Origin of the sequence: Streptomyces atroolivaceus, from assembly GCF_000717025.1 — a bacterium.
Lineage (GTDB): Bacteria > Actinomycetota > Actinomycetes > Streptomycetales > Streptomycetaceae > Streptomyces > Streptomyces atroolivaceus.
Map to the genome: position 1 here is coordinate 739,537 of NZ_JNXG01000002.1, position 23,706 is coordinate 763,242.

Genomic DNA, 23,706 nt, shown 5'->3' on the forward strand with positions numbered 1-23,706 from the left:
GCATGCCGGTCCGGTGTACGGCGGGTCAGGAGCGGTGAGCGATGAAGGTACGTACCACTCTCGTGACGGCGAGCACGCTCGTCCTCTGTCTGGCGGCCGCCGGCTGCGGACCGGACGACGGTGGGGACAAGGGGGCCGGCGCGAAGGCCACCGCCTCGCGGACCCCGGTCTCCGGATCGGGCCCCACCGCCACGCCCGGGGCCGGTTCCGCTCCCGCCCCCACACCCACCAGCAACGGCAGGACCCTCACCGAGGCCGAGCTCGCGAAGGTGGTCCTCGCCACGGACGAGGTGCCGGGCTTCGAGATCGCGCCCCTGGAGGGCACCGACGAACGCGGCACCGAGGAGCCCGAGGACGAGGCCTGCCGGCCGATCACCGCGATCATCAACGGCTCGCCCGAACCGGCCCCGGCCGCCACCGTCTTCCGCACGGCGACGGACACGCGGGAGGAGGGCAAGGACGACCAGACGGTCGTCACCGAGATCCTCACCTCGCACCCGAAGGGCGGGGCGGAGGAACTGCTGCGTTCGGTCCGCGACGCGGCACGGAACTGCGCCGACGGGTTCCGTACGACGAGTGAGGACGGGCCGTCCACCTACACCGAGGTCAAGACGCTGCCCGTGGTCCAGGCCGGCCAGGAGTCGTTCGCCTACCAGGTGACGGGCAGCCTGGAGGGCGCGAGGGTCCCGCTCGTCTTCCACCTCGTACGGACCGGCTCGACGGTCGTCACCTTCTACGCGGCCGACTTCCTGACGGCGACGACACCGGAGGTCCCGGCCGCACTCGTCACCGCGCAGGCGGCGAAACTTCCGTGACGGGTGCGGAGACCCGCACCCGTGTCCCGGGCCGAAGGCCCCACCGCTCCATCGCCCCGGCCTCCGACTCCACCACGTGGCGGGCGCGGAGCCTGGGCAGGCCGAGCCGGCCGGGCTTCATGGTGCGGACCGCCAGGACGTTGAACCCGCGGTCCAGGTACGCCACATCGATGGTGAACCGCATCCGGAAGGTGTGCACGCTCCCGCACGGCGTGATCAGCAGCGCGCCGTCCACGCCGTCCACGCCGAGCAGCCCACGGGCCCGCGCCCGGTAGGAGGCGGCGATGCGCAGGGGCACCTCCCGCGCCCCGGAGTCCGTCCCGACCGTCAGTGTTCCGCCGCCGTCACGCCATTTCCCCATGGACCCGACCGTAGACCCGTCGGCCGGGGCGTGGGCCCGGAACGGCCGGAGGTGGGCCCCAGGGCCCAAGACCCCTCCGCGCGGGCCGGATTAGGGTCGGGTCCGTGGACGCCACACTGATTGCGGTCGCCGCGCTCTGGGGCGCTGCCGCCGGACTGCTGCTCCCGCGCGCCGCGTACCGCTTCTCCGTCGAGCCCGAGGAGCCCTGGAGGGACGCCTGCCCGGCCGGGCACGCCCTCACGGGGCTGGCCCGGGGCTGGCTGGGTTCGACCAGATGCGCGGCATGCGCCGTGACCGTCCCCTCGCTCCCGGGGGGCGCGGCGCCTTCGGCGGCCCCCTCGCCGGAGGGAGGGGGCCGTTACGCCCCCTCCGTCGTCGCCCCGGTGGTCACCGTGCTCGCCTGCGTGGCCCTCGCCGCCGCCACCGGCAACCGGCCCGAGGCCGTCGTCTGGCTGTTGCTGACCCCCGTCGCCGTCCTCCTCGCGGTCATCGACCGCCGCGTCCACCGGCTCCCCGACACCTTGACGCTGCCCCTCGCCGGTGCCGCGGCGGCGCTCCTCGGCGGTGCGGCCCTGCTGCCCGGGCACGGTGGATCCTGGATCTCCGCCCTGTTGGGCGGAGTGGCGCTCGGCGGCTTCTACTTCCTGCTCTTCCTGATCAACCCGAACGGCATGGGCTTCGGTGACGTGAAGCTCGCGCTCGCGCTGGGCGTGGCCCTCGGCTGGTACGGGTGGGCGGTGCTCTTCGCGGGCGGCTTCGCAGGCTTCCTGTTCGGCGCGGTGTACGGCGCGGGGCTGATGCTGGTGCGACGCGCCGGGCGCAAGACGGGCATCCCGTTCGGCCCGTTCATGATCGCGGGAGCGTTGTTCGGCCTGGTGTTCGGCGGCCTCGCCGCCTGAACTCCACCCGGCGCACTGACGTACGGAATATGAGGTCGCGCCGGGCCGTGCCCTGCTGACACCCTTCCCGTATGACCGGATCGTCCGTACCCTCCGTCCCCTCCGCCTCCGACGCCTCCGACGCGCGCTTCGACACCCTCGTCGCGGAGGCCGGCTCCGTCTCCGTGGACGGCTGGGACTTCTCCTGGCTCGACGGACGGGCCACCGAGCAGCGCCCCTCATGGGGATACGCGCGCGCCATGGCGGACAAGCTGGCACGTGCCGGGGCCGCACTCGACATCCAGACCGGCGGAGGGGAGGTGCTCGCCTCCGCGCCCGTGCTGGCACCGCTCACGGTGGCCACCGAGTCCTGGCCGCCGAACATCGCCCGCGCGACAGCCCTGCTCCACCCGCGCGGCGCCGCCGTCGTCGCGGACTCCGACGAACCGCCGCTGCCCTTCGCCGACCGCGCCTTCGACCTGGTCGTCAGCCGGCATCCGGTGACGGCCTGGTGGGACGAGATCGCCCGGGTGCTGGCTCCCGGAGGCACGTACTTCTCCCAACAGGTCGGGCCGGAGAGTGTGTTCGAACTCGTCGAGTACTTCCTCGGTCCGCGGGCCCCCGAGGAGCGCGGCGCCCGGGATCCGCGGCGCGCGCGGGACGACGCGGAGGCCGCCGGGCTCGAGGTGACGGACCTCCGTGCCGAGCGGCTGCGCATCGAGTTCCTCGACATCGGAGCCGTCGTCTACTTCCTGCGCAAGGTCATCTGGATGGTGCCGGGATTCACCGTCGGCGCCTACCTGCCCCAACTTCGCAGCCTCCACCGGGAGATCGAGGAGAAGGGTCCGTTCGTCGCCCACAGCTCCCGCTTCCTGATCGAGGCACGGAAGCCGGAACAGCCGCCGGCGGGCCTACGCTGAGGGCGGCCTCACGGGCCGCGGATGCAACGGCATCACCTGTCCCACCGTCCTACCCATGAGTAGTGCGACCCTAGTAGTTGAGCGCACAACGAAGGAGCAGGTCATGTCGGTGGGAAGGGAAATGACGGGCGGAGAGATCAGCCCGCCGGCCGGCAGGCCGCGCCATGGGAAGGCCGACTGGCTCACCGGGGCGCGGATCACCGCGGTCCACGGCCTGTTCTACCGGCCCGAGGGTCGTGCGGGGGAGCCGGAAGCCGTCGAATTCGTGCTGGAGGGCGGGCAGTCGGTCCTGCTGACCTGCGCCTCCGACCACACGCTGAACATCACCTCCGGAGCCTGGCCCCGTCTTCCCGACTGGTGCGTGCCCGCGGGGCAGTGGCAGTTCGAGCAGCTGAGGCACCTGCCGCCCCCTCCCTACGGCGGGGCCTGGACGGTCACCGGCACCCAGGAACGGCGCGACGAGCACGGCGAGGTGCGCGAGGCGGTGCTCCGGTGCGAGAACGGCGACTTCGTGGTCATCGGCGGCGACACGGTGACGATCCGCTTCGTGCCCTGCTGACCTCGCCCTGCCCCGCCGCCCCTCCCCGCCCCCACGTCACGCGTGACCGCCCACGGTCACCTTTCCCACCGTCAGCTCAGGGGTCCCCTCCAGCGCCTTGCCGAGCCCTTCCACCTGCTCCTCCAGCGCCCGGGTCCGCCCCGCGTCGAGAGGCTGCAGCGGCTCCACGGTCACCGCGATCCGCTTCCCCGACCGGCGCTGGTGCCACACGCCCGCGACCGCCCCGTCCACCAGCAGCACGGGGAAGTTGCCCGCCTGGCCGCCGGCCAGCGCGCGCTCGTAGGCCGCGCCGTGGAAGAGCCGCTCACGGGGCCGGGAGGCGATGGCGAACGCGTCGAAGTAGGGGAGCAGCCGCACACCTCGCGGCGCCCCCGACGGGAACCGGGTGTCGCCCGCCGCCACCCAGGCCGCCCCGCAGTCCTCGAACGTCACCTCCTCGATCTCGCCGGCCCCGGCCAGGTCCTCGAAGAGCCGCCCGGCCCAGCCGCGCGGCGCCGAGAGCCACTGGGCGAAGTGGACCGGCGTGGCGGGCCCGTACGCCCTCAGGTAGCGCCGGACGAGTGCGGCTGTCGCCTCGGGGCCGGGCATCGGCACGGTTCCCGGACTGGTGTACGTGGCCTTCCTGCCCCGGTTAGGCCCGTAGCACAGGGCGCCCCGGTGACCGGCCAGATGCAGCACCTGGCGCCAGCGGGGCCACATCCCCTGGAACGCGGGCATCACAAGGTCACCCGCCCAGGGGCCGGTGCGGCCGATCACCTCGTCGGAGAGCTCGTCGATCGTGAGCTCGGCACCCGCGAGCGCGTCGGCCACCGCGGCCACGACCGCTTCCACCTGGTCCGGCGTCATCCGTGCGGCCTTGGGGAACGGGCTGCTGCCCGCCGGCACGGCCGACAGGGCGCCGGTCCACATGGCCAGCTCCCCGGCGGGCAGCAGGTGCACGGTGCCGCGCGGGCCGAACGTCTTGACGAGGGTTCGGTCGGTCCACAGCGCCGTACGCACATCTGTACGTGTCACCCCCGGCGCGCGGAGGGCGACCGAGAGCTCGGCGGCGGACAGCACCTGGGCGTGTGCCCCGAGCATCGCGGCGACACCACCGGTGACGTCATGGGCGGCGTGACCCGCGGCTGCGGCACTTCCGGAGAGGGACTGCCGGTCCAGCCGCCGGGCGTTCGCCTCGGACCAGCTCACGGTCGTGCTGCGGGATCGTGTCGTCATGGGCCGAATCTAGGCCTCATGCAGGACAGAAACTGTCCTGCATGAGGTGCCCGGTGCGGGCGGAGCGGTGCCCCGGACGTGCCCGCAGCGCAGTCCGGCGAATTCGGAGAGTAATTATTCCGTGGCGTGGCACCCACCATCACTTACGAAGGGTTATGGTGGAAACCCCCCCTCGGGCCGGTCCGTAACCCCCCCCACGGACCGGCCCGTTTTTTGTGCCCGGACGATGTTCCTGACATGCGGCCCGTGTGCGGCACGGGCGGTTGCTCCGTGTCCGGTCCCGGAAACGGACACGAACCGGGCGGCGACAGGGCGGCGGTGTCAGCCCCGGTCAGCCCAGATGTTGGTGCGCGCGGTGTCCACGGCGAAGGTGTCGATCTCCTTCAGTTCGGCGGCCGTCAGCGCGGGGGCGGCGAGCGCGGCCACGTTCTCCTCCAGCTGCCGCACGCTCGACGCCCCGATCAGGGCCGAGGTCATACGGCTGTCGCGCAGGACCCAGTTGAGCGCCAGCTGCGCGAGGGACTGCCCCCGGCCCCGCGCGATGTCGTTCAGCCCGCGCAGCCGCCGCACCATCTCGTCGGACAGCAGATCCGGGTCCAGGGACTTGCCCTGGCTGGCCCGCGAACCCTCGGGGATGCCCGCCAGGTACTTGCCGGTGAGCAGCCCCTGGGCGAGCGGCGCGAAGGAGATGCAGCCCATGCCGGCCGTCTCCAGGGTGTCCAGCAGCCCGTCGCCCTCGATCCAGCGGTTGACCATCGAGTAGGACGGCTGGTGGATCAGCGCGGGTACGCCCATGTCCTGGAGGATCCGCGCCGCCTCGGCGGTCTGCGCCGCGTTGTAGGAGGACACGCCCGCGTACAGCGCCTTGCCCCGGTTCACGGCGGAGGCGAGCGCACCCATCGTCTCCTCGAGCGGGGTGGCGGGGTCGAAGCGGTGGGAGTAGAAGATGTCGACGTGATCGAGGCCCGTCCGCCGCAGGGAGGCGTCGAGCGAGGACAGCAGGTACTTACGGGATCCCCACTCGCCGTACGGGCCGGGGTGCATCCGGTAGCCGGCCTTGGTGGAGACGACGATCTCGTCCCTGTACGGGGCGAAGTCCTGGCGGAAGAGCTTGCCGAAGTTCAGTTCGGCGGAGCCCGGGGGCGGGCCGTAGTTGTTGGCGAGGTCGAAGTGGGTCACGCCGAGATCGAAGGCGCGGCGCAGGATCGCCCGCTGGGAACCCAGGGCGCGGTCGTCGCCGAAGTTGTGCCAGAGACCGAGCGAGACGGCCGGCAGCCTGAGCCCGCTGCGGCCGGTCCGGCGGTATTCCATGGAGTCGTAACGCGACTCGTCGGCGAGGTAGGAGAGGGAATCAGTCACGTTTCACTCCTTATCACGGAGTTGTGACAGACCGGGTTGGGCCCCTGTGACCCGTCCGCAGTAATGTGGCGGCTTCGGGACATGCCGGTCCGCGGCGCGAAAGCGCGGTGCGCGGACCGCACGGCGATCCCCCGGGGGGCGGCCCCGGACCCCCGGCGAGGGGGAGGGCGGGCCTCGGGCCCGTACGGAACCGAGAGGGTGAACTCAGTGAACTTGCGCGACCTGGTGTACGGGCTCTACGCACGCCGGGTGGAAGGCCGCCTGGATCACGACCAGGTGCCCAAGCACATCGGAGTCATCCTCGACGGCAACCGGCGGTGGGCGAAGGCATCCGGCGGCTCGGCCGTGCAGGGACACCAGGCCGGGGCGGACAAGATCTCGGAGCTGCTCGGCTGGTGCAGCGAGACCGATGTCGAGGTCGTCACCCTCTGGCTGCTCTCCACGGACAACTTCGACCGGCCGGAGGCGGAGCTCATCCCGCTGCTCGGCATCATCGAGAACACGGTGCGCCAGCTGGCTTCCGACGGGCGGTGGCGCGTCCACCACGTCGGCACGCTCGACCTCCTGCCGGCGCGGACCCAGACCGTCCTCAAGGAGGCGGAGGAGGCCACGGCGGGGGTCGACGGGATAATCGTCAACGTCGCCGTCGGCTACGGCGGCCGTCAGGAGATCGCGGACGCGGTCCGCTCCCTCCTCCTGGAACACTCCTCGCGGGGCACGACCTTCGAGGAACTCGCCGAGGTCGTCTCCACGGACCTGATCTCCGAGCACCTCTACACCCGCGGACAGCCCGACCCGGACCTGGTGATCCGTACCAGCGGGGAGCAGCGGCTGTCGGGCTTCATGCTCTGGCAGAGCGCCCATTCGGAGTACTACTTCTGCGAGGTCTTCTGGCCGGCCTTCCGCAAGGTCGACTTCCTGCGCGCCCTGCGTGACTACGCGGCGCGGCACCGGCGCTACGGGGCCTGAGAAACGCGGCGCGACCGGGCGGACGGCCGAAGGACGAGAGCGGCCCCGGAGGCCCGGCCGGACGCACCTTGTCGCAGGCGGGGGCATGGCTTCGCGTCCACGAGGGAATACAGCTCTCAGGTCGACGTCCGGTCAGCAACCAGGCGGACGTCGCAGCCAAGTGAGCGGCACCCAGCCCGCTCGCCCGGGAGGCCCTTTGCACACGAAGGACCGCACTCCGTGCGGCCGACGCGGAGGGCCGGCGTTCGGCCCGCGCACAGGGTCCGAACCCGGTCCGTCCTCTCCCTTCGGGAAGTTCCGCGACGCCCGTCGCACTCCCCGACCTCGTCCGAGGGGGTACGTCCTTCCGTGGTGACCAGCACTAAGCGCCGCATGCCCGACAGGCGCACCTATGTTCTCGACACCAGCGTCCTGCTGGCCGACCCCAAAGCCGTGACCCGGTTCGACGAGCACGAAGTCGTGCTGCCGATCGTCGTCGTCACGGAGCTGGAGGCCAAGAGGCACCACCCCGAGCTCGGGTACTTCGCCCGGCAGGCCCTGCGCCTGCTGGACGACTTCCGTGTCCGGTACGGCCGGCTGGACGCCCCGATCCCGCTCGGGGATCTGGGCGGGTCGCTCCGTGTCGAACTGAACCATTCCGACCCCGGCGTCCTGCCCGCCGGCTACCGGCTGGGGGACAACGACTCACGGATTCTCGCGGTCGCACGCAATCTGCAGGCCGAGGGGTACGACGTCACCGTCGTCTCCAAGGACCTTCCGCTCCGGATCAAGGCCTCCTCGGTCGGCCTCCTCGCCGAGGAGTACCGCGCCGAACTGGCCGTCACGGACTCCGGCTGGACCGGCATGGCGGAGCTTCCCGTCGCCGCGGAGCAGGTCGATCTGCTGTTCGGGGAGGAGAGCCTCTACATCCCCGAGGCCGCCGAGTACCCGGTGCACACCGGGCTGGTCCTCCAGTCCGAGCGGGGCAAGGCGCTGGGCAGGGTCACGGCCGAGGGCAACGTGCGTCTCGTACGCGGTGACCGGGAGGCCTTCGGGATCCACGGCCGCAGCGCCGAGCAGCGCATCGCGCTCGACCTGCTCCTCGACCCGGATGTGGGCATCGTGTCCATGGGCGGCCGGGCGGGTACGGGCAAGTCGGCACTGGCCCTCTGCGCGGGCCTGGAAGCCGTGCTGGAGCGCCGTCAGCACCAGAAGGTGATGGTCTTCCGGCCGTTGTACGCGGTCGGCGGGCAGGAGCTCGGCTATCTCCCCGGCAGTGAGGCCGAGAAGATGAGCCCCTGGGCGCAGGCCGTCTTCGACACGCTGTCGGCGGTCGCCGGGCGCGAGGTCATCGAAGAGGTGCTGGGGCGCGGGATGCTGGAGATCCTGCCGCTCACCCACATCCGGGGCCGTTCGCTCCACGACGCGTTCGTGATCGTGGACGAGGCACAGTCCCTCGAACGCAACGTCCTGCTGACCGTGTTGTCCCGTATCGGGGCGAACTCGCGAGTGGTGCTCACCCATGACGTGGCACAGCGGGACAACCTCAGGGTCGGCCGGTACGACGGAGTCGTCGCGGTGGTCGAGAAGCTGAAGGGGCATCCGCTCTTCGCGCACGTCACGCTCACCCGGTCGGAGCGCTCGCCGATCGCCGCGCTGGTGACCGAAATGCTGGAGGACGGCCACATCTGACCAGGAACACCCCATAGATGCCGCCCGGCGAGCCAAGGAGCTTAGCCGGGCGGCATTGTGCTGCGCCGTCATTTCCGAAAAAGTTGTGCGCCAAACGAGGTGTGAGCTTTCACACGCAACACAGAATTGCAACGCGCCGTGTCCTTCCGGCAGAGTCTTGCTTCCGTCAGGCCCCGCATACGGCACTTGGGCACCTCCAGAGGCGCCACGCACCACACAACTCAACAATCGCCGTCCGTATGCCGCCCGCGAGCACCACGCGGCGCTTCCGCAAGGGAGTCGCCCACCGGGCCCGTGCCTCCCCGTGACCCAAGCAGTAGGGAGGCCAGTGTCAGGGGCACGATTGCGCTCGCGAGGTCACCTAAGCGGGCGATGCTGGAAGGACACCGTGTGAGCCGGATCTCGGTCCGGGGGTTCGCCGTGGCATCTGCCACCGCGGTCACCACCGTAGGCGCCGTCGTAGGCGTTTCGTCGGGCGGCACTCCCGCTGTCGACGACAACAACTTCGAGGCGGCCGCAGCCGACACCACGCTGCTCGCAGACATCCCCGCGGGCCAGCAGGCCCAGGTCCAGACCGCTTCGCTGACGCAGCAGGCCGACGCTCAGGCGTCCGCGGCCGACGCGGCGGCGAAGAAGTCGGCCGAGGAGACGGCCCGCATCCAGGCCGCCAAGGACGCCAAGTCCAAGAAGCAGGCGGCCGAGGACAAGCTGGAGGCGGAGCGCGAGGCCAAGGAGAAGGCGAAGGAGGCCGAGCGTGCGAGCCGGTCCTCCGTCCGCGACGCCTCCTCGTTCTCGGCGCAGGGCTCCTACAGCGTGGCCGACGTCCAGGCGATGGCCCGCGCGATGATGCCGGCCGACCAGTTCCAGTGCTTCAGCAACATCGTGGAGCGCGAGTCGGGCTGGAACTACAAGGCGACCAACCCGTCCTCCGGTGCCTACGGCATCATGCAGGCGCTGCCGGGCTCCAAGATGGCGTCGGCGGGGGCCGACTGGCAGACCAACCCGGCCACCCAGATCAAGTGGGGCCTCAGCTACATGAACAGCGACCGCTACGGCAGCCCCTGCGCCGCCTGGTCGTTCTGGCAGGCCAACCACTGGTACTAGAGCCTCGCGAGGTTCCGCTCGCAACTCCGGGAAGCCCCGCACCGTCCTACGGTGCGGGGCTTCCGCGTGTACGGTCTTCCGGACAGTTCCGGGGGCGTGCGCGGGGCGTATGGGGGAAAGGGAAAGTCCATGTCGAAACTTCCGGGGTGGCTCGGTCGGCTGGGAGCCGAACTGACCGAGATCGGGGCGCGCCTGGAAGAGCGGCGCGCCGAGGACGAGCGTCGTGCCGAGGCGGATGCCGTGAGCGGCTCCTCGTCGACGCTCTCCACGGCCGTCGCCGAACAGGTGCCTCGCCCGCCCGCCTACGCCCCTTCCGTAGCCGCCAAACCCGATCCGGTGGCGGCCGTCCCCTGGGGGATGCGCGTCGCGGCCGAGGCGGGCTGGCGGCTGCTGGTCCTGGCCGGCACGCTCTGGGTGCTCATGCGGATCATCAGTGCCGTGCAGCTGGTCGTCCTGGCCTTCGTGGGCGCCCTGCTGGTGACCGCGATGCTCCAGCCGACCGTCGTACGGCTGAGGCGGCTCGGGCTGCCGCGAGGGCTGGCCACCGCGGTCACGGCGGTACTCGGCTTCGTCGTCATGGGCCTCGTCGGCTGGTTCGTCGTCTGGCAGGTGATGGACAATCTGGACACCCTGTCGGACCGGGTCCGTGACGGCATCGACGAGCTGAAGCGCTGGCTCCTGGACAGCCCGTTCCATGTCACCGAGTCGCAGATCAACGACATCGCCAAGAACCTCAGCGACACCATCGGCACCAACACCGAGGAGATCACCTCCGCCGGGCTCCAGGGCGTCACGGTGATGGTGGAGGTCCTCACCGGGCTGCTGCTGGCGATGTTCTCGACGCTCTTCCTGCTCTACGACGGGAAGCGCATCTGGCACTGGGTGCTCAAGCTGGTGCCCTCCCAGGCCCGGCCGGGCGTCGCGGGCGCCGGGCCGCGCGCCTGGCGGACACTGACCGCCTACGTCCGGGGCACGGTGATCGTGGCCCTGATCGACGCGATCTTCATCGGGCTCGGGATCTACTTCCTGGACGTGCCGATGGCCGTCCCGCTGGCCGTCTTCATCTTCCTCTTCGCCTTCATCCCCCTGGTCGGCGCGGTGATCTCCGGAGCCCTCGCCGTGGTCGTCGCGCTCGTCACCCATGGCGTGTTCACCGCCTTGATGGTGCTGATCGTGGTGCTGGCCGTGCAGCAGATCGAGGGCCACATCCTGCAGCCCTTCATCCTCGGCCGCGCCGTACGCGTCCATCCGCTGGCCGTGGTGCTCTCGGTCGCGGCGGGCGGCATGGTCGCCGGTATCGGCGGCGCGGTCGTCGCCGTGCCCCTGGTCGCGGTGACCAACACGGTGGTCGGCTATCTGCGCTCCTACGGGCCGGACGCGGCCGCGCTGCACGGGCCAGGGCCCCACGGGGCCACGGCGATCTCCGTGGCCCCGACGGAACCGCCCGCCCCCCAGCCCCTCCCCGCGGACGGTCCCGGCCCCGTGGAGGCGGACGAGGGCGGCGCCGACGGCGGAACCGGGGCCGGCTCGCCGGACGACGGGAAGCCGTAGGGGCGGAGTGCCGGCAGGGCGGGCGGCCGTGTCCGCGGCAGCCGTCCGACGGCCTGACCGATACGGAGTGCGATGACACCGCGTCAGCTCGGCGAGAGCGGCGAGTTCTGCTGGATGGACCTCAAGACGCATGACCCGCCCGGTACCGCGGCGTTCTTCTCCGCGGTGCTGGGCTGGGACTTCGCCGTGGACGGGAACGACTGGCGAAAGGCGGTCAAGGTCTCCGCGGGCGGCCACCGTATAGGCGGCGTCAGCGATCTGACGGGCCCGCTCTACCCGGCGGGGCTCCCCGCGCACATCGCCTTCTACCTCGCCGTCGAGGACGTCGACGCGGCCACGGACCGGGCCCTGGAGGCGGGCGCACGCCTGGTACTCGCTCCCTTCGACGCCGGTGACCAGGGCCGCATCGCGACGCTCATCGACCCCGTCGGGGCCGTCTTCTCCCTGTGGCAGACCGACGAGAGCAACCGGTGGTCCCCGGCGGCAGGCGTCCCGGAGGACATGATCCTCGCCTGTACGGACCCCGGGCAGGCGAGGGACTTCTACGCGGCGATGCTCGGCACGGCACCGGACCGTACCCGCTTCGTGCCGGCCCACGGGCCTGAGGCGTCAGCCCCGCGGTGGGAGCTCGCGATCGTCGCCGACGACCTGGACGTCGTCGCGGCCCTGGCTCTCGACCACGGCCGGGAGGCGCGCGGGGAGCGTGATCACGACGGCCGGCCGAGTCTCCGGCTGAGCAGTCCGGAAGGGCTGACGTTCCACGTCCGGAAGGGCTGACCTTCCACGTCCGGCCCCGCGCCCCGGGCCCCGTCACCGGGGTGGCGTGAAAGAAGGGCCCCGTCGACGGTCGGTCGTCGACGGGGCCCTTCTCGTACAAAGGTACTGCGGGTTACTGCTCGGCGAGCACGGCCTCGGATTCGAGGGTGACGCCGACCGCCTGGATCACCGAAGCGATCTTGACGGCTTCCTGAATGGTCTCACGGTCCACGCCGGCCTTGCGCAGCACCTGCTCGTGGGAGTCGAGGCACTGGCCGCAGCCGTTGATCGCGGAGACGGCGAGCGACCACAGCTCGAAGTCGACCTTCTCCACGCCCGGCTTGCCGATGACGTTCATCCGCAGACCCGCACGGAGGTTTCCGTACTCGGGGTCCGACAGCAGGTGCCGGGTGCGGTAGAAGACGTTGTTCATCGCCATGATGGCGGCGGCCGACTTCGCCGCGGTGTACGCCTCGGCGGAGAGGTTGGCCTTGGCCTCCGGCTCCAGCTCGCGCAGCACCTTCGGCGAGCGCGAGGCGATCGCGCAGGCCAGGACGGTGCCCCACAGCTGCTGCTGGGGGAGCTCGCTGTTGCCGATGACCGAACCGAGGTTCAGCTTCAGGTCCTTGGCGAAGTCCGGTATGGCCGACTTCAGTTCATCGAGTGCCATGTCGTATCAGCTCACTCGCCCGAGAGGAGCGCGACCGGGTCGAGGGTGTTCTCGCCCTTGGTCCAGTTGCAGGGGCAGAGCTCGTCGGTCTGCAGGGCGTCGAGGACCCGCAGGACCTCCTTGGGGTTACGGCCCACGGAGCCGGCGGTCACCATCGTGAACTGGATCTCGTTGTTCTGGTCGACGATGAAGACGGCGCGCTGGGCGAAGCCGTCCTCGCCCTCGATGCCGAGGTCACGCATGAGCTCGTGCTTCGAGTCGGCCAGCATCGGGAAGGGCAGGTCGGTCAGGTCCGGGTGGTCCTTGCGCCAGGCGTGGTGCACGAACTCGGAGTCGCCGGAGAAGCCGAGGACCTGCGCGTCACGGTCGGCGAACTCGTCGTTCAGCTTGCCGAAGGCGGCGATCTCGGTGGGGCACACGAAGGTGAAGTCCTTCGGCCACGCGAAGACGACCTTCCACTGACCCTCGTAGGTCTTGTGGTTGATCTGCTCGAACTCCTTGCCGCTCTCCAGCGACACGCAAGCGGTCAGGTCGAACTCGGGGAACTTGTCACCGACAGTGAGCACGCGCACTCCTTGCTGCGTAGGAAATCCCCTTTTGAGGGCGTTCCTGGGGGTTGGACGTTCCCCACCTTGGCACAGAGTGCATTGATCACGGAAATAGCTACACTCGGTCGGGATGATCGGAGGTGCCTATCAGTGGCGTATGTAAATCAGGCTATTAGGGTCAAGCAGCCCAGCCTCTCGCAGCTGCGCGCTTTCACGGCCGTGGCGGAGCATCTGCACTTCCGGGACGCGGCGGCAGCAATCGGGATGAGTCAGCCCGCGCTCTCCGGGGCGGTGTCCGCGCTGGAGGTGGCACTGGGTGTCCAGCTCATCGAGCGTACGACGCGCAGGGTGCTGCTCTCGCCCGCGGGGGAGCGCCTCGCGGTGCGGAGCCGGGCGGTGCTGGAGGCGGTCGGCGAGCTGATGGAGGAGGCCGAGGCGGTCCGCGCGCCGTTCACCGGGATACTCAGGCTCGGCGTGATCCCGACGGTCGCGCCGTATCTCCTGCCGGCCGTGCTCAGGCTGGTCCACGAGCGCTATCCGGACCTGGATCTCCAGGTGCACGAGGAGCAGACCTCCTCGCTGCTGGACGGGCTGGCGGCCGGGCGCCTGGACCTGCTGCTGCTCGCCGTGCCGCTCGGGGTGCCCGGCGTCACGGAAATGCCCCTGTTCGACGAGGACTTCGTGCTCGTCATGGAGAAGGGGCACCAGTTCGCCGGACGCACCGGTCTGCCGCGCGAGACCCTGCGCGACCTGCCGTTGCTGCTGCTCGACGAGGGCCACTGCCTGCGCGACCAGGCGCTGGACATCTGCCGCGAGGCGGGACGTACCCAGGGGGCGCCGGTGACGACGACCGCGGCCGGGCTCTCCACACTCGTACAGCTCGTCGCGGGCGGGCTCGGGGTGACGCTCCTGCCGCGTACGGCGGTGACGGTGGAGACCGGGCGGAACGAGGCGCTGTCCACCGGGTACTTCACGGATCCGGCCCCCTCGCGGCGGGTGGCGCTGGCGGTACGGACGGGCTCGGCGCGGCACGAGGAGTTCGAGGAGCTCGCGACCGCGCTGCGCGGTGCGATGGCGGAGCTGCCGGTGAGGGTGCCCGAAGAGGGGTGAGCGCGCGCCCCCGGCGCGCTCACCCCTCCGGTGTCACTCCGTCCGCAGGCCGTCCGGGCGCATCAGGCGCCACAGCAGCGGCAGGGACAGCAGGGTCACGGCCACGACGAGGGCCCCGCCCGCACCCGCCAGCGGCAGGAACAGCCACCACCGGGTCACCGTCTTGGCCAGCATCCAGGTCATGACGGCGCCGAGCCCGAGGCCGCCCGCGGTCGCGATCAGCAGGCTGATGACCACCGGCACGGCGGTCTGCCAGAGCACCGACCAGCCGAGGGTGACGCGCCTGGTGCCGAACGCGACCAGGACCGAGAGCAGCCTCCTCCGTTCCCGGAGCTGTTCCATCTGGGAGATCAGCATCGACGCGGCGATGAGCATCAGTGTCGCCACCGCGCCGAACCGCAGGCCTGTCTGCACACTCTCGTACTGACGGTCCCGCGTCACCGAGGTGAGGGCGGCGACCCGCATCGCCGGGTCGATCCTGGCGGCCGTGTTCCGTACGTGCTCCGCGACGTCCTTCACGTCCTCGTCGACCTTGATCTGCGCGACGGTACGGGCGGCCGGCAGTGTGCGCGGGTCCACGGCTCCGACCGTCGCCATGATGCCCCAGTGTTCCTCGCCGAGGGGGTCGGGGGCGGCGGTGACGGTCCTGGCATCCGCGGGAAGGGTCCAGCGCACGGACCTGGCGCCGGGGTTCGAGTCGATGGTGGGGTTGAGCTCGATCTCCTTGCCCTTGCGCGCCGTTTCGTCCATCCAGTCGCTCATCCTCTTGTTGTTCCTGGGGTGGACGACGAAGGCGTCACCCTCCTCGCAGGAACCGATCTCGGCGAGTTCCTTCAGGGTGGCGCAGTCCCCGATGCTGAGGGAGGTGGTGGGCGTGATCTCGCCCTCCTCGACCTTCCCCGGCCTGGTCACGTACGTCTCGACCGTGCCGATGACGCGTTCCACACCCTCGGTGGACCGGAAGGCCTCGATGGTCCGGGTCGCGGCGTCGCCGCCGACCGTCTCCGAATAGGTGTGGAACTGCGCCCGTGCCGGGTCCTGCCCCGTGATCTGCTTGAACTCGTCGCCCATCGCCGCGAACAGCATCTGCAGGGCCACGGCCCCCGCCACCGCGACGGCGATTCCGCTGACCGCGCGTGAGGCGGCCCCGCTGTCCAGCTGGAGCCGGCGGACGGCCAGTTGCCAGGACGGCGGGCCGCCGCGCAGAAGGTTCACGCAGGCTTCGACCAGCCAGGGGAGCAGCAGCGCGAGCCCGAAGAGGACCAGGACGGCGCCGACCGCGATCGGGTACGGGTCGACGGGCGTGAACTCGTCCACCCTGCCCGTCAGCCCCAGGACGGCCAGCCCCAGGGCCGGTACCAGCACACGCCACCAGAGGCGGCGCCTGCGGATGCCCGAGCCGCGCACGACGCCCAGAGGCTCGGCAGTCACCGAGCGCATGGCGACGAGCGTGACCAGCACGGCGGAGAGAGGCACCGCGACGGCGATCAGCGCCGCCGGCCAAGCGGCTGGCGTCAGGTCGGACGGGAAGGCGCTGTGGTTCCACACCTCGATGTGACCGACGAACCTGCGGCCCACGAGGAAGAACACCAGCCCGGCCAGCAGCCCGAGCAGCGAACCGAACAGGGCCTCGCCCGCCGCGATCCGGCGGGTCGTCCGGATGTCCGTACCGATCAGGCGCAGGGCTGCGAGCCGGCGGTCACGGCGGTCGCCGCCGAACCGTACGGCCGTGGCGATGAAGATCGCGACGGGCGCCAGCAGTACGACGCAGATCAGGATGACGAGGACGACCAGGACGGGCGTGAGCGGTGTGCCCGGGGTGTCGTCGCCGTAAGCGGCCAGCCGGTGTCCGCCGGTGGCGGGGGTCAGTGAGTCGCTGCCCGCGTAGAAGTACAGCTCGCCGGGGGAGCGCAGTCCCTCGTCGGCGATGGTCGCGGTGATCCCGTAGGGCAGGCGCTCCTTGAGGAGCCCGCCCTCGGGGGACGCCAGCAGGTCCCGGAGGGCGGGCGAGGCGGCCATCTCCCCCGGCGCCGGGAAGGCCGTGACGCCGGGTGGGAGGGCCGGGCGGGAGCCCTCCGCACGCATGAGGAAGCCCTCGACCTCGCGTCCGCGGTAGACGGTCGCGGCACCGGCCCGCAGGACCGTCGTCTCCGACTTCGGGACGCCGCCCTCGGTGCGCGACACCGCGGCTTCCTCCCGTGCCTGGTCGCGCAGGGAACGCTGCTCCAGCAGGTGCGGCACGGACGAGGCGACCAGCAGCATCGCCACGCCGAGTCCCACGCCGACCGCGGTGAGCGCGGTCCGAGCCCAGCCCTCGCGGCCGCCGGCGGCCGCGAAGCGTATGCCGAGGCCGAGGTCACGCAGCCAGGTCATACGGCGTACTCCGGGTCGCGGGACCGGCCGTCGCGTACGACGACGTCGCGGTCGGCGTACGCGGCGACGCGCGCCTCGTGCGTCACGAGCACGACGGCCGTTCCTGCGGTCCGGGCGGATTCGGTGAGCAGTTCCATGACCCGCTCGCCGTTCAGGGAGTCCAGCGCTCCGGTCGGCTCGTCCGCGAAGACCACCTTGGGGGAGGGGGCCAGGGCGCGGGCCACGGCGACGCGCTGTCCCTGACCGCCGGACACCTCGCCGGGGCGCTGGGCGGCGAGGTCCTCGACCTCGAGGCGCTCCATCCACTCCAGCGCGGTGCGTTCCGCCTGCTTGCGCTTCACGCCGTTGAGCCGGAGGGGCAGGGCGACGTTCTCCACGCAGGTCAACTCGGGGACGAGCTGGCCGAACTGGAAGACGAAGCCGAAATCGCTGCGGCGCAGGGCGCTGCGCTCGGCGTCGGACATCGCGGAGAGCTCGCGGCCGCCGTAGGTGACGGTGCCCGAGTCTGGGGTGATGATCCCGGCGAGGCAGTGCAGCAGGGTGGACTTGCCGGAGCCCGACGGGCCCATGACGGCGACGACCTCGCCGGGGTGGACGGAGAACGAGGCGCCGTCGAGCGCGGGGGTCGGGCCGTAGGTCTTGCGGAGGTCGTGGGCTTCGAGCAGGGAGCCGGCGGGGGTCACGGAGCGACCACCTCGGCGAGCCGGCCGAGGCGGGCGGAGGTGAGTTCCAGCCAGCGCAGATCGGCTTCGAGGTGGAAGAGGGCGTGGTCGCAGATCAGCTGGTCGGCGAGGTCGCCCTGGCGCTTGCGGTCGGTGAGGATGCGCATCAGGCGCAGATGCTCGGAGCGCTGGGCGTCCAGGAGGTCGGCGGCGTCGCGGCCGGTGAGCAGGGCGAGGACGACCTTCGTGTACAGGGTCGACTGGAGATACGGCTCAGGCTTCTCCGGCTGCGCCAGCCAGGCGGCGACATCGGTGATGCCGGCGTCGGTGATGGCGTACCGCTTGCGCTCGGGCCCGCCGTCCGTCTCCACCCCGTCGACTTCGACGAGCCCGTTCTTCAGCAGGCGGGACATGGTCGCGTAGACCTGGCCGTAGTGCAGGGGCCGGTCGTGGCCGAACTTCTCGTCGAAGGCGCGCTTGAGGTCGTAGCCGTGGCGGGGGCCGGACTCCAGGAGCCCGAGGAGGGTGTGACCGATTGACATGCGCCGCACTGTACACGGTGTGTATACCTCGCATGTATACGAGTCCTGGGCCTCGACCGCCGGTGGGGCTCGGGGTGCGGCCCCGCACCGGATGGCGCCGGGCGCGGGATCGGGTCCCTCCGGCGGTCGAGGCGGCCCCGGCCGGGGTCACCCCTCCGGTTCGGGCGGCTCCGGCGGCCCGGCCTTCGGGGGCCGGCCGCGGCGGGGGATCGGGGCCGCGCCGCCCGGCAGGCGGCCCGCCTCCGCCAGCGCCCGCCGCAGCAGGAACTCGATCTGCGCGTTCGCGCTGCGCAGCTCGTCCGAGGCCCAGCGGGCCAGTGCGTCGTGCACCGCGGGATCCAGCCGCAGCAGCATCTGCTTGCGGGCGGGGCCGCGCCGGGCCGGCCGTCCGGGCGGAGGGGCCGCGTCGCCGGTCACTGGTAGAGCGTGCCCGTGTTCAGGACCGGCTGCACCGCACGGTCACCGCACAGCACCACCATCAGGTTGCTGACCATCGCGGCCTTGCGCTCCGGGTCGAGCTCGACGATGTCCTGCTCCGCGATCCGGGTCAGCGCCATCTCGACCATGCCCACCGCGCCCTCGACGATCTGCTGGCGGGCCGCGACGACCGCGCCCGCCTGCTGCCGCTGGAGCATCGCCGAGGCGATCTCGGGGGCGTACGCGAGGTGGCTGAAGCGGGACTCGATGATGCGTACGCCGGCCGCCTGCACGCGGGCGGTGAGTTCGACCGCGAGCTTCTCGGTGATCTCCTCCGCGTTGCCCCGCAGCGAGAGGCCGCCCTCCTCGTGGGCGTCGTACGGGTACTCGATCGCGATGTGCCTGACGGCCGCCTCGGTCTGGGTGGCGACGAACTCCAGGAAGTCGTCGACCTCGAAGAGCGCCTGCGCGGTGTCCTCGACCTTCCAGACGACGATCGCCGCGAGCTCGATCGGGTTGCCGTACGCGTCGTTGACCTTGAGGACGGCCGTCTCGTGGTTCCGCACCCGGGTGGAGATCTTGCGGCTGGAGGTCAGCGGGTTGATCCAGCGCAGGCCGTCCGCGCGGATCGTGCCGACGTAGCGGCCGAAGAGCTGGATGACCCGGGCCTCGCCCGGGGCGACCATCTTCACACCGCTCATGCAGAAGAACGAGGTGACGACCAGGAGCAGCCCGAGGACGACGAGCGGGATGCCGACGCCGTTGTGGCCGTTGGATCCGAGGACGGCGCCGACGATGACCAGGGCCACGCCGAGGAGCACCCCGGCGACGGTCAGCAGGAGTCCCAGTCCGCCGGGGATGGAATGGGCGGTCGACTCCCTGACCTGGGGTGCGGGCATCTCGGGGGCGTCCGGTGTCAGGTCGGCGCCTGGGCCGGTGGGGCCGGGAAGGTCGTGCGGTGCGGACATGGGTCCCCCGTTTCGTGCGGCATAGCGCCGCGCTAGCAATGTGATTACACATTAACGCGATTCGCAACCTTGCGCATCCCTCGGGAGTCGGTTCCTTGGAGGGCGGGTGCTGATTCTCACGCCCGGAAAAGACCGGATCGCTTGCCTTTTGTCCGGGCTTTCAGTGTTAGCTGGCAGGTCTGACCGGAGCGGTTACGAGCAGAAGAACAGGAGCACCACAGCGATGGGTCGAGCAGACGCGCGGCGAGCCCAGGGGCGGGAAGCGCGCCGGGCCGGGAGCGGCGGTACACGCCGGCTCTTCACCTGGCGCAGGATTCTGGGCACGTTCTTCGGGCTCTGCCTGCTCGGGTTGGGTGCCTTCGCGGCGCTCTACGCGTACGTCGACGTGCCCGCGGCCAACGCCCAGGCCCAGAAGCAGAGCAACGTCTACAAGTACAGCGACGGCACGCTCCTGGCCCGCAGCAACTCCGAGGTCAACCGGGAGATAGTCGATCTCGGCGTCGTGCCCAAGAGCGTCCAGCACGCCTTCGTCGCCGCCGAGAACAAGTCCTTCTACCGCGACCAGGGCGTCGACCTGAAGGGCACGGCGCGCGGCGTGCTCAACACGCTCTCCGGCAAGGGCAAGCAGGGTGGCTCGACGATCACCCAGCAGTACGTGAAGAACTACTACCTCACGCAGGAGCAGACGGTCACCCGCAAGCTCAAGGAGCTGGTGATATCGCTCAAGGTCGACCGGAGCACGAAGAAGGACGACATCCTCGCCGGGTACCTCAACACGGTCTACTACGGGCGCGGCGCGAGCGGCATCCAGGCGGCGGCACAGGCCTACTACGGCGTCGACGCCAAGGACCTCGACACGTCCCAGGGCGCCTATCTCGCGGCGCTGCTCCAGGCCCCCAGCCAGTACGACTGGGCGAACGCCACGCCGTCCGGCAAGAAGCTGGTCAAGGAACGCTGGGGCTACACCCTGGACAACATGGTCGACGAGGGCTGGCTCGACCAGACCGAGCGGGACAAGATGACCTTCCCCGTCCCCGACTCGCCCAAGGCGGCGCCCGGCATGGAGGGCCAGACCGGCTACCTCGTCGAGGCGGCGAACGACGAGATGAAGCGGCAGGGCATCACCGACGAGATGCTGGACGCCGGCGGCTGGACGGTCACCCTCAACATCGACAAGAAGAAGCAGAAGCAGCTCGTGAAGTCGGTCGACCGTGAGCTGGAGAGCCAGCTGGACCGGAAGAACAGCAAGGTCGACGCGACTGTCCAGGCCGGCGCCACCTCGGTGGATCCGAAGACCGGCAAGGTCGTCGCGCTGTACGGCGGTGTCGGCGCCACCGAGCACTACATCTCCAACGCCACCAGGCGGGACTACCAGCCGGCCTCCACCTTCAAGCCCCTGGTGCTGGCCTCCGCGCTGGAGAACGGGTCGACCACCCAGGACGGCGACCTGATCGGCCTGGACACGGTCTACGACGGCACCAGCAAGCGCCCCGTGGTCGGCAGCGACATCCCGTTCAGCCCGCAGAACGAGGACGACATCAGCTACGACGACCCGACCGTACGGACGGCGATGGACAAGTCCATCAACTCCGTCTTCGCGCAGATGGTCGTGGACGTCGGCCCCGCCGCGGTGAAGAAGACCGCGCTGGCCATGGGCGTACCGGACAAGAACTTCCCCGAGACGCCCTCGCTGACCCTGGGGACCATGAACGCCTCGACGTGGGACATGGCCGGGGTGTACGCCACGCTCGACAACCACGGCAAGAAGGTCACCCCGACCATCGTCAAGACCGCCGAGCACCGCGACCGCACCATGGAGCCCGTCGACGGTGTGGGCGGACAGGTGATCAGCCGGGCCTCCGCCGACACCGTGACGGACGCGCTGACCGAGGTCGTCGACATCGGCTCCGGCCGCGAGGCCGACACCTCCGCGTACGACGCCGCGGGCAAGACCGGTACCTCCGAGAACAACAAGGCGGCGTGGTTCACGGCCTACACCCCGGAGCTCACCACGGCTGTGGCCCTCTTCGGCGAGTCCACCGCGGACGGGGGCGGCCAGGTCAGTCTCACCGGCACGGCCAACTCCGGCCGGGCCAACGGCGGCGGGTTCCCCGCGAGGATCTGGGCGGACTACACCCTGGGCGCGCTCGGGGGCGGCTCGGACGCCACCTTCGACCTGCGGGGGGTGGAGCGCGGTGAGACGGCGGTGACCGAGACCACCCCTCCGGCGACACCGTCGGAGACCCCGGAGCCGTCGGAGACCCCGTCCAAGGAGTCGGAGTCGCCCTCCGCCTCGCCGAGCGAGACGCCGAGCGAGGAGTCCCCGTCGGCCGAGACGCCGAGCGAGAGCCCCTCCTGGACGCCGAGCGGGACGCCCAGCACCACGAAGGACCCCGAGGACGAGGAAGAGCCGCCGGGCGAGCGCCCGGGCAGCGAGATCGATCAATAGGGAGATGAGCGCGGAGAGGGTCCGCCTACGGGGTGGGGCATGACGAGCTCGGTACCGGGGTAGCCGCCGTCGGCGATCGTCATGGTCGTGCCGACGGCGGCTTTGGCGCAGGATTCCTCTGACCGGCCGGAGCAGGCCGGGCCACCGGCTCCCCCTGCCACCGCTTCCGTGATCGACGAAGGCCATCAGCGGATGTTGTCCGAAGGTCTTCTTCCAGGTCGCGGTAGCACCCTGCTTTTCCTGCGCGGCCCGAATCGCGTGCAGGGCCTTCGGCCCGGCCACCGCGAGGGTGTCGATGGGACAGGAGACCGTCGGGTCGGAGGCCACCGGACCGAACACGGCCGGCTCGGCCCGCAGCATGGCGACATCCGCGAGGCAGTCCCCGCCCAGCGCGACCGCGAGGGCAACGTCCAGCAAGATCTTGCCTGGATCGCGCACCGCCCGAGGACGGCGTCAAGGTGTCAGCGCGCCGTTGTCGCCCTGGTCCAGCGCGGCTTTGCAACGCCTTCGCGAGAGGACGTACGCCGGCCCGGAGCAACGACTCCGGGCCGGCGTATGTCCGCGTCAGCTGTAGCGGGCGGCCCGTCGGCGTCGGGACGAGTCCGTCACGTCGGGTACGGCCCCGGCACCCGCACCCGGGGTCTCGCCCCAGGTCCGGATCTTGGTGGAGACCCGCCGCAGACGGGCGTCATCGGGCTTCACGGTGAGGTAGAACAGACCTTCGTAGGGGCGGTGGTCCTCGCCGCCCCAGCGCACGACGCCTTCGGTGTCCGCGACGATGTCCCGGATCGTGACCCGCTGCCACGAGTCGAAGCCCCCGCGGGCGCCGGGCGGATAGGAACCCGGCCGGATCACGACGGCCGTTCCGGACGCCTGGTTCGACTCCGGGAGGCTGCTGTCACGGACTGCGGAAGGAGGCACCCAGCCCTGCACAGGGTCAGGCTCGCCCTGGAGGCCGAGGGCGTCGACCTCGTAGTGGAAGCGGCGGACCACGTGGAGCAGGACCGTCTGCACGTCCCCCATGCGTACGGAGATCTTCAGACCTGTACCCGCGATGTCACGGGTCACGATGTCTCCGCCGTCGTCGACGGCCTTCTGCATCTCCCACCCGCCGGCCGACGGCCGGTCTGTGAGCAGGCGGCGGCGCCGGGCTTCGACGCGGCGCAGCGCCGCCTTCAGCTCGTCGTTCCGGAGGGGCTGGGGCCGGGGCGCCGCGGCGGCGGGCGTGGCCAGCAGTCCGGTCGAGGTGAGGCTCACCGCGGTTGTGACGCCGACAGCCGTGGTGAGTACGTGTCTGCGGTGGATCGGGGTGGGGCTCAACAGGTCAGCCTTTCTCGCGTGCGGTCGTGCGCTGTTTGAGGTGGAGAAGGGTGGAGACGGCGGCGCAGACGAGCGCCAGCAGCAGCAGGACGGCGATGGACGGATTGATGTAGTCAGGGATGACGACGGTGTAGTCGCGACCGTCGGACGCTTCGCACACGAGGCGGAGCGGGACGAAGTCGCCTCTTCGGCCGACCAGGGTCGGCGTTCCTTCGGGGCGGTGCTGTTCGCACTCCATGGCCTGGTCCTGTTGATCGAGGAAGAGGACATGGAGGCAGCCCCACATGTACAGGGAGAGCCCCAGCACGGCCGTCGTCAGACCCAGGTCCCGCCACACAGCGGGGGCTGTACGCCGCCGGCGGGCCCGGCGCGTGAACCTGGAGAACAGGAAGGCGGTCAGGCCCAGGGCGGTCGGCGCACCGGCGATCAGGACGGTGAACAGCACCGCGAAGTCGTGCCCCTGCCAGGGGTCGGATGCCATCACCATGA

The 23,706-nt window shown here is 70.9% G+C and carries 23 protein-coding genes and 2 pseudogenes; 11 read left to right on the forward strand and 14 right to left on the reverse strand.

Annotated elements, in window-relative coordinates:
- Positions 1-41 precede the first annotated feature (41 nt).
- Positions 42-815 (forward strand): hypothetical protein, encoded by a 774-nt coding sequence (locus OO67_RS06680; RefSeq protein ID WP_033297956.1) that lies wholly within the window; start codon positions 42-44, stop codon positions 813-815.
- Here OO67_RS06680 and OO67_RS06685 read toward each other — a convergent pair.
- A complete protein-coding gene (locus tag OO67_RS06685) occupies positions 787-1,176 on the reverse strand; it encodes a DUF192 domain-containing protein (protein ID WP_033297957.1) in 390 nt (129 codons plus the stop codon). The genes OO67_RS06680 and OO67_RS06685 overlap by 29 nt on opposite strands.
- Positions 1,177-1,280: 104 nt before the next feature.
- On the opposite strand from OO67_RS06685, the gene OO67_RS06690 reads away from it, so the two are divergent.
- The 3 genes from OO67_RS06690 (at position 1,281) to OO67_RS06700 (ending at position 3,533) form a co-directional block, all read left to right on the forward strand.
- On the forward strand, positions 1,281-2,075 hold the full coding sequence (locus tag OO67_RS06690) for a prepilin peptidase (RefSeq protein ID WP_033297958.1): 795 nt from the start codon (positions 1,281-1,283) through the stop codon (positions 2,073-2,075).
- Positions 2,076-2,146: 71 nt separating this feature from the next.
- Complete coding sequence (locus OO67_RS06695; RefSeq protein ID WP_033297959.1) at positions 2,147-2,974, forward strand: class I SAM-dependent methyltransferase; 828 nt, start codon at positions 2,147-2,149, stop codon at positions 2,972-2,974.
- 103 nt (positions 2,975-3,077) lie between these two features.
- Positions 3,078-3,533 carry a hypothetical protein gene (locus OO67_RS06700; RefSeq protein ID WP_033297961.1) on the forward strand — a complete coding sequence of 152 codons (456 nt, stop codon included), beginning with the start codon at positions 3,078-3,080 and terminating at the stop codon, positions 3,531-3,533.
- A gap of 36 nt (positions 3,534-3,569) precedes the next feature.
- On the opposite strand, the gene OO67_RS06705 is transcribed toward OO67_RS06700, so the two are convergent.
- Both OO67_RS06705 and mgrA read right to left on the reverse strand, forming a co-directional pair.
- Positions 3,570-4,748 (reverse strand): winged helix DNA-binding domain-containing protein, encoded by a 1,179-nt coding sequence (locus OO67_RS06705; protein WP_033297962.1) that lies wholly within the window; start codon positions 4,746-4,748, stop codon positions 3,570-3,572.
- A gap of 321 nt (positions 4,749-5,069) precedes the next feature.
- A complete protein-coding gene (gene mgrA, locus OO67_RS06710) occupies positions 5,070-6,107 on the reverse strand; it encodes an L-glyceraldehyde 3-phosphate reductase (RefSeq protein ID WP_033297963.1) in 1,038 nt (345 codons plus the stop codon).
- Between the two features lie 207 nt (positions 6,108-6,314).
- Here mgrA and OO67_RS06715 point away from each other — a divergent pair, with 207 nt between their 5' ends.
- The 5 genes from OO67_RS06715 to OO67_RS06735 all read left to right on the forward strand — a co-directional run bounded on the left by OO67_RS06715 (position 6,315) and on the right by OO67_RS06735 (position 12,179).
- Positions 6,315-7,076 (forward strand): isoprenyl transferase, encoded by a 762-nt coding sequence (locus OO67_RS06715; RefSeq protein ID WP_033297964.1) that lies wholly within the window; start codon positions 6,315-6,317, stop codon positions 7,074-7,076.
- 348 nt (positions 7,077-7,424) lie between these two features.
- Complete coding sequence (gene phoH2, locus OO67_RS06720; RefSeq protein ID WP_033297965.1) at positions 7,425-8,747, forward strand: RNA 5'-3' helicase PhoH2; 1,323 nt, start codon at positions 7,425-7,427, stop codon at positions 8,745-8,747.
- A gap of 390 nt (positions 8,748-9,137) precedes the next feature.
- Complete coding sequence (locus tag OO67_RS06725) at positions 9,138-9,851, forward strand: aggregation-promoting factor C-terminal-like domain-containing protein (protein ID WP_033297968.1); 714 nt, start codon at positions 9,138-9,140, stop codon at positions 9,849-9,851.
- 129 nt (positions 9,852-9,980) lie between these two features.
- Positions 9,981-11,402 (forward strand): AI-2E family transporter, encoded by a 1,422-nt coding sequence (locus tag OO67_RS06730; RefSeq protein ID WP_033297971.1) that lies wholly within the window; start codon positions 9,981-9,983, stop codon positions 11,400-11,402.
- A 72-nt stretch (positions 11,403-11,474) separates the two neighbouring features.
- Positions 11,475-12,179 (forward strand): VOC family protein, encoded by a 705-nt coding sequence (locus tag OO67_RS06735; RefSeq protein WP_033297972.1) that lies wholly within the window; start codon positions 11,475-11,477, stop codon positions 12,177-12,179.
- Between the two features lie 112 nt (positions 12,180-12,291).
- Here the strand turns inward: OO67_RS06735 and OO67_RS06740 are convergent, their stop codons facing one another.
- Positions 12,292-12,828: an alkyl hydroperoxide reductase gene (locus tag OO67_RS06740; protein WP_033297974.1), complete on the reverse strand. Its 537-nt coding sequence runs from the start codon at positions 12,826-12,828 to the stop codon at positions 12,292-12,294.
- 11 nt (positions 12,829-12,839) lie between these two features.
- A complete protein-coding gene (locus OO67_RS06745) occupies positions 12,840-13,394 on the reverse strand; it encodes a peroxiredoxin (RefSeq protein WP_033297976.1) in 555 nt (184 codons plus the stop codon).
- A 132-nt stretch (positions 13,395-13,526) separates the two neighbouring features.
- Between OO67_RS06745 and OO67_RS06750 the strand changes: the two genes are divergently transcribed.
- Entirely contained in the window at positions 13,527-14,486 is a 960-nt protein-coding gene (locus OO67_RS06750) for a hydrogen peroxide-inducible genes activator (protein ID WP_078597677.1), read from the forward strand.
- 33 nt (positions 14,487-14,519) lie between these two features.
- Here OO67_RS06750 and OO67_RS06755 read toward each other — a convergent pair whose 3' ends face one another.
- The 5 genes from OO67_RS06755 to OO67_RS06775 form a co-directional block, all read right to left on the reverse strand.
- A complete protein-coding gene (locus OO67_RS06755) occupies positions 14,520-16,859 on the reverse strand; it encodes an ABC transporter permease (protein WP_033297980.1) in 2,340 nt (779 codons plus the stop codon).
- On the reverse strand, positions 16,856-17,542 hold the full coding sequence (locus OO67_RS06760; RefSeq protein ID WP_033297982.1) for an ABC transporter ATP-binding protein: 687 nt from the start codon (positions 17,540-17,542) through the stop codon (positions 16,856-16,858). Before OO67_RS06760 ends, OO67_RS06755 begins: the two co-directional genes overlap by 4 nt.
- Positions 17,539-18,063 (reverse strand): PadR family transcriptional regulator, encoded by a 525-nt coding sequence (locus tag OO67_RS06765; RefSeq protein WP_033297984.1) that lies wholly within the window; start codon positions 18,061-18,063, stop codon positions 17,539-17,541. The genes OO67_RS06760 and OO67_RS06765 overlap by 4 nt, the downstream gene beginning before the upstream one ends.
- Positions 18,064-18,210: 147 nt before the next feature.
- Complete coding sequence (locus OO67_RS06770; protein ID WP_033297985.1) at positions 18,211-18,480, reverse strand: type II toxin-antitoxin system antitoxin; 270 nt, start codon at positions 18,478-18,480, stop codon at positions 18,211-18,213.
- Entirely contained in the window at positions 18,477-19,448 is a 972-nt protein-coding gene (locus OO67_RS06775) for an SPFH domain-containing protein (protein WP_033297986.1), read from the reverse strand. The genes OO67_RS06770 and OO67_RS06775 overlap by 4 nt, the downstream gene beginning before the upstream one ends.
- Before the next feature lie 223 nt (positions 19,449-19,671).
- On the opposite strand from OO67_RS06775, the gene OO67_RS06780 reads away from it, so the two are divergent.
- Positions 19,672-21,897 carry a transglycosylase domain-containing protein gene (locus OO67_RS06780; RefSeq protein ID WP_033297987.1) on the forward strand — a complete coding sequence of 742 codons (2,226 nt, stop codon included), beginning with the start codon at positions 19,672-19,674 and terminating at the stop codon, positions 21,895-21,897.
- A 32-nt stretch (positions 21,898-21,929) separates the two neighbouring features.
- Here OO67_RS06780 and OO67_RS37805 read toward each other — a convergent pair.
- The 4 genes and pseudogenes from OO67_RS37805 to OO67_RS06790 form a co-directional block, all read right to left on the reverse strand.
- A pseudogene (locus tag OO67_RS37805) lies at positions 21,930-22,016 on the reverse strand (IS5/IS1182 family transposase); the annotation flags it as partial.
- A gap of 4 nt (positions 22,017-22,020) precedes the next feature.
- Positions 22,021-22,395: pseudogene (locus OO67_RS36270) on the reverse strand (IS1380 family transposase); the annotation flags it as partial.
- Between the two features lie 66 nt (positions 22,396-22,461).
- The gene (locus tag OO67_RS06785; RefSeq protein ID WP_033297988.1) at positions 22,462-23,217 is read right to left on the reverse strand and encodes a hypothetical protein; all 756 of its coding nucleotides are present in this window, start codon (positions 23,215-23,217) and stop codon (positions 22,462-22,464) included.
- 4 nt (positions 23,218-23,221) lie between these two features.
- Positions 23,222-23,704: a hypothetical protein gene (locus tag OO67_RS06790; RefSeq protein WP_033297989.1), complete on the reverse strand. Its 483-nt coding sequence runs from the start codon at positions 23,702-23,704 to the stop codon at positions 23,222-23,224.
- Positions 23,705-23,706 lie beyond the last annotated feature (2 nt).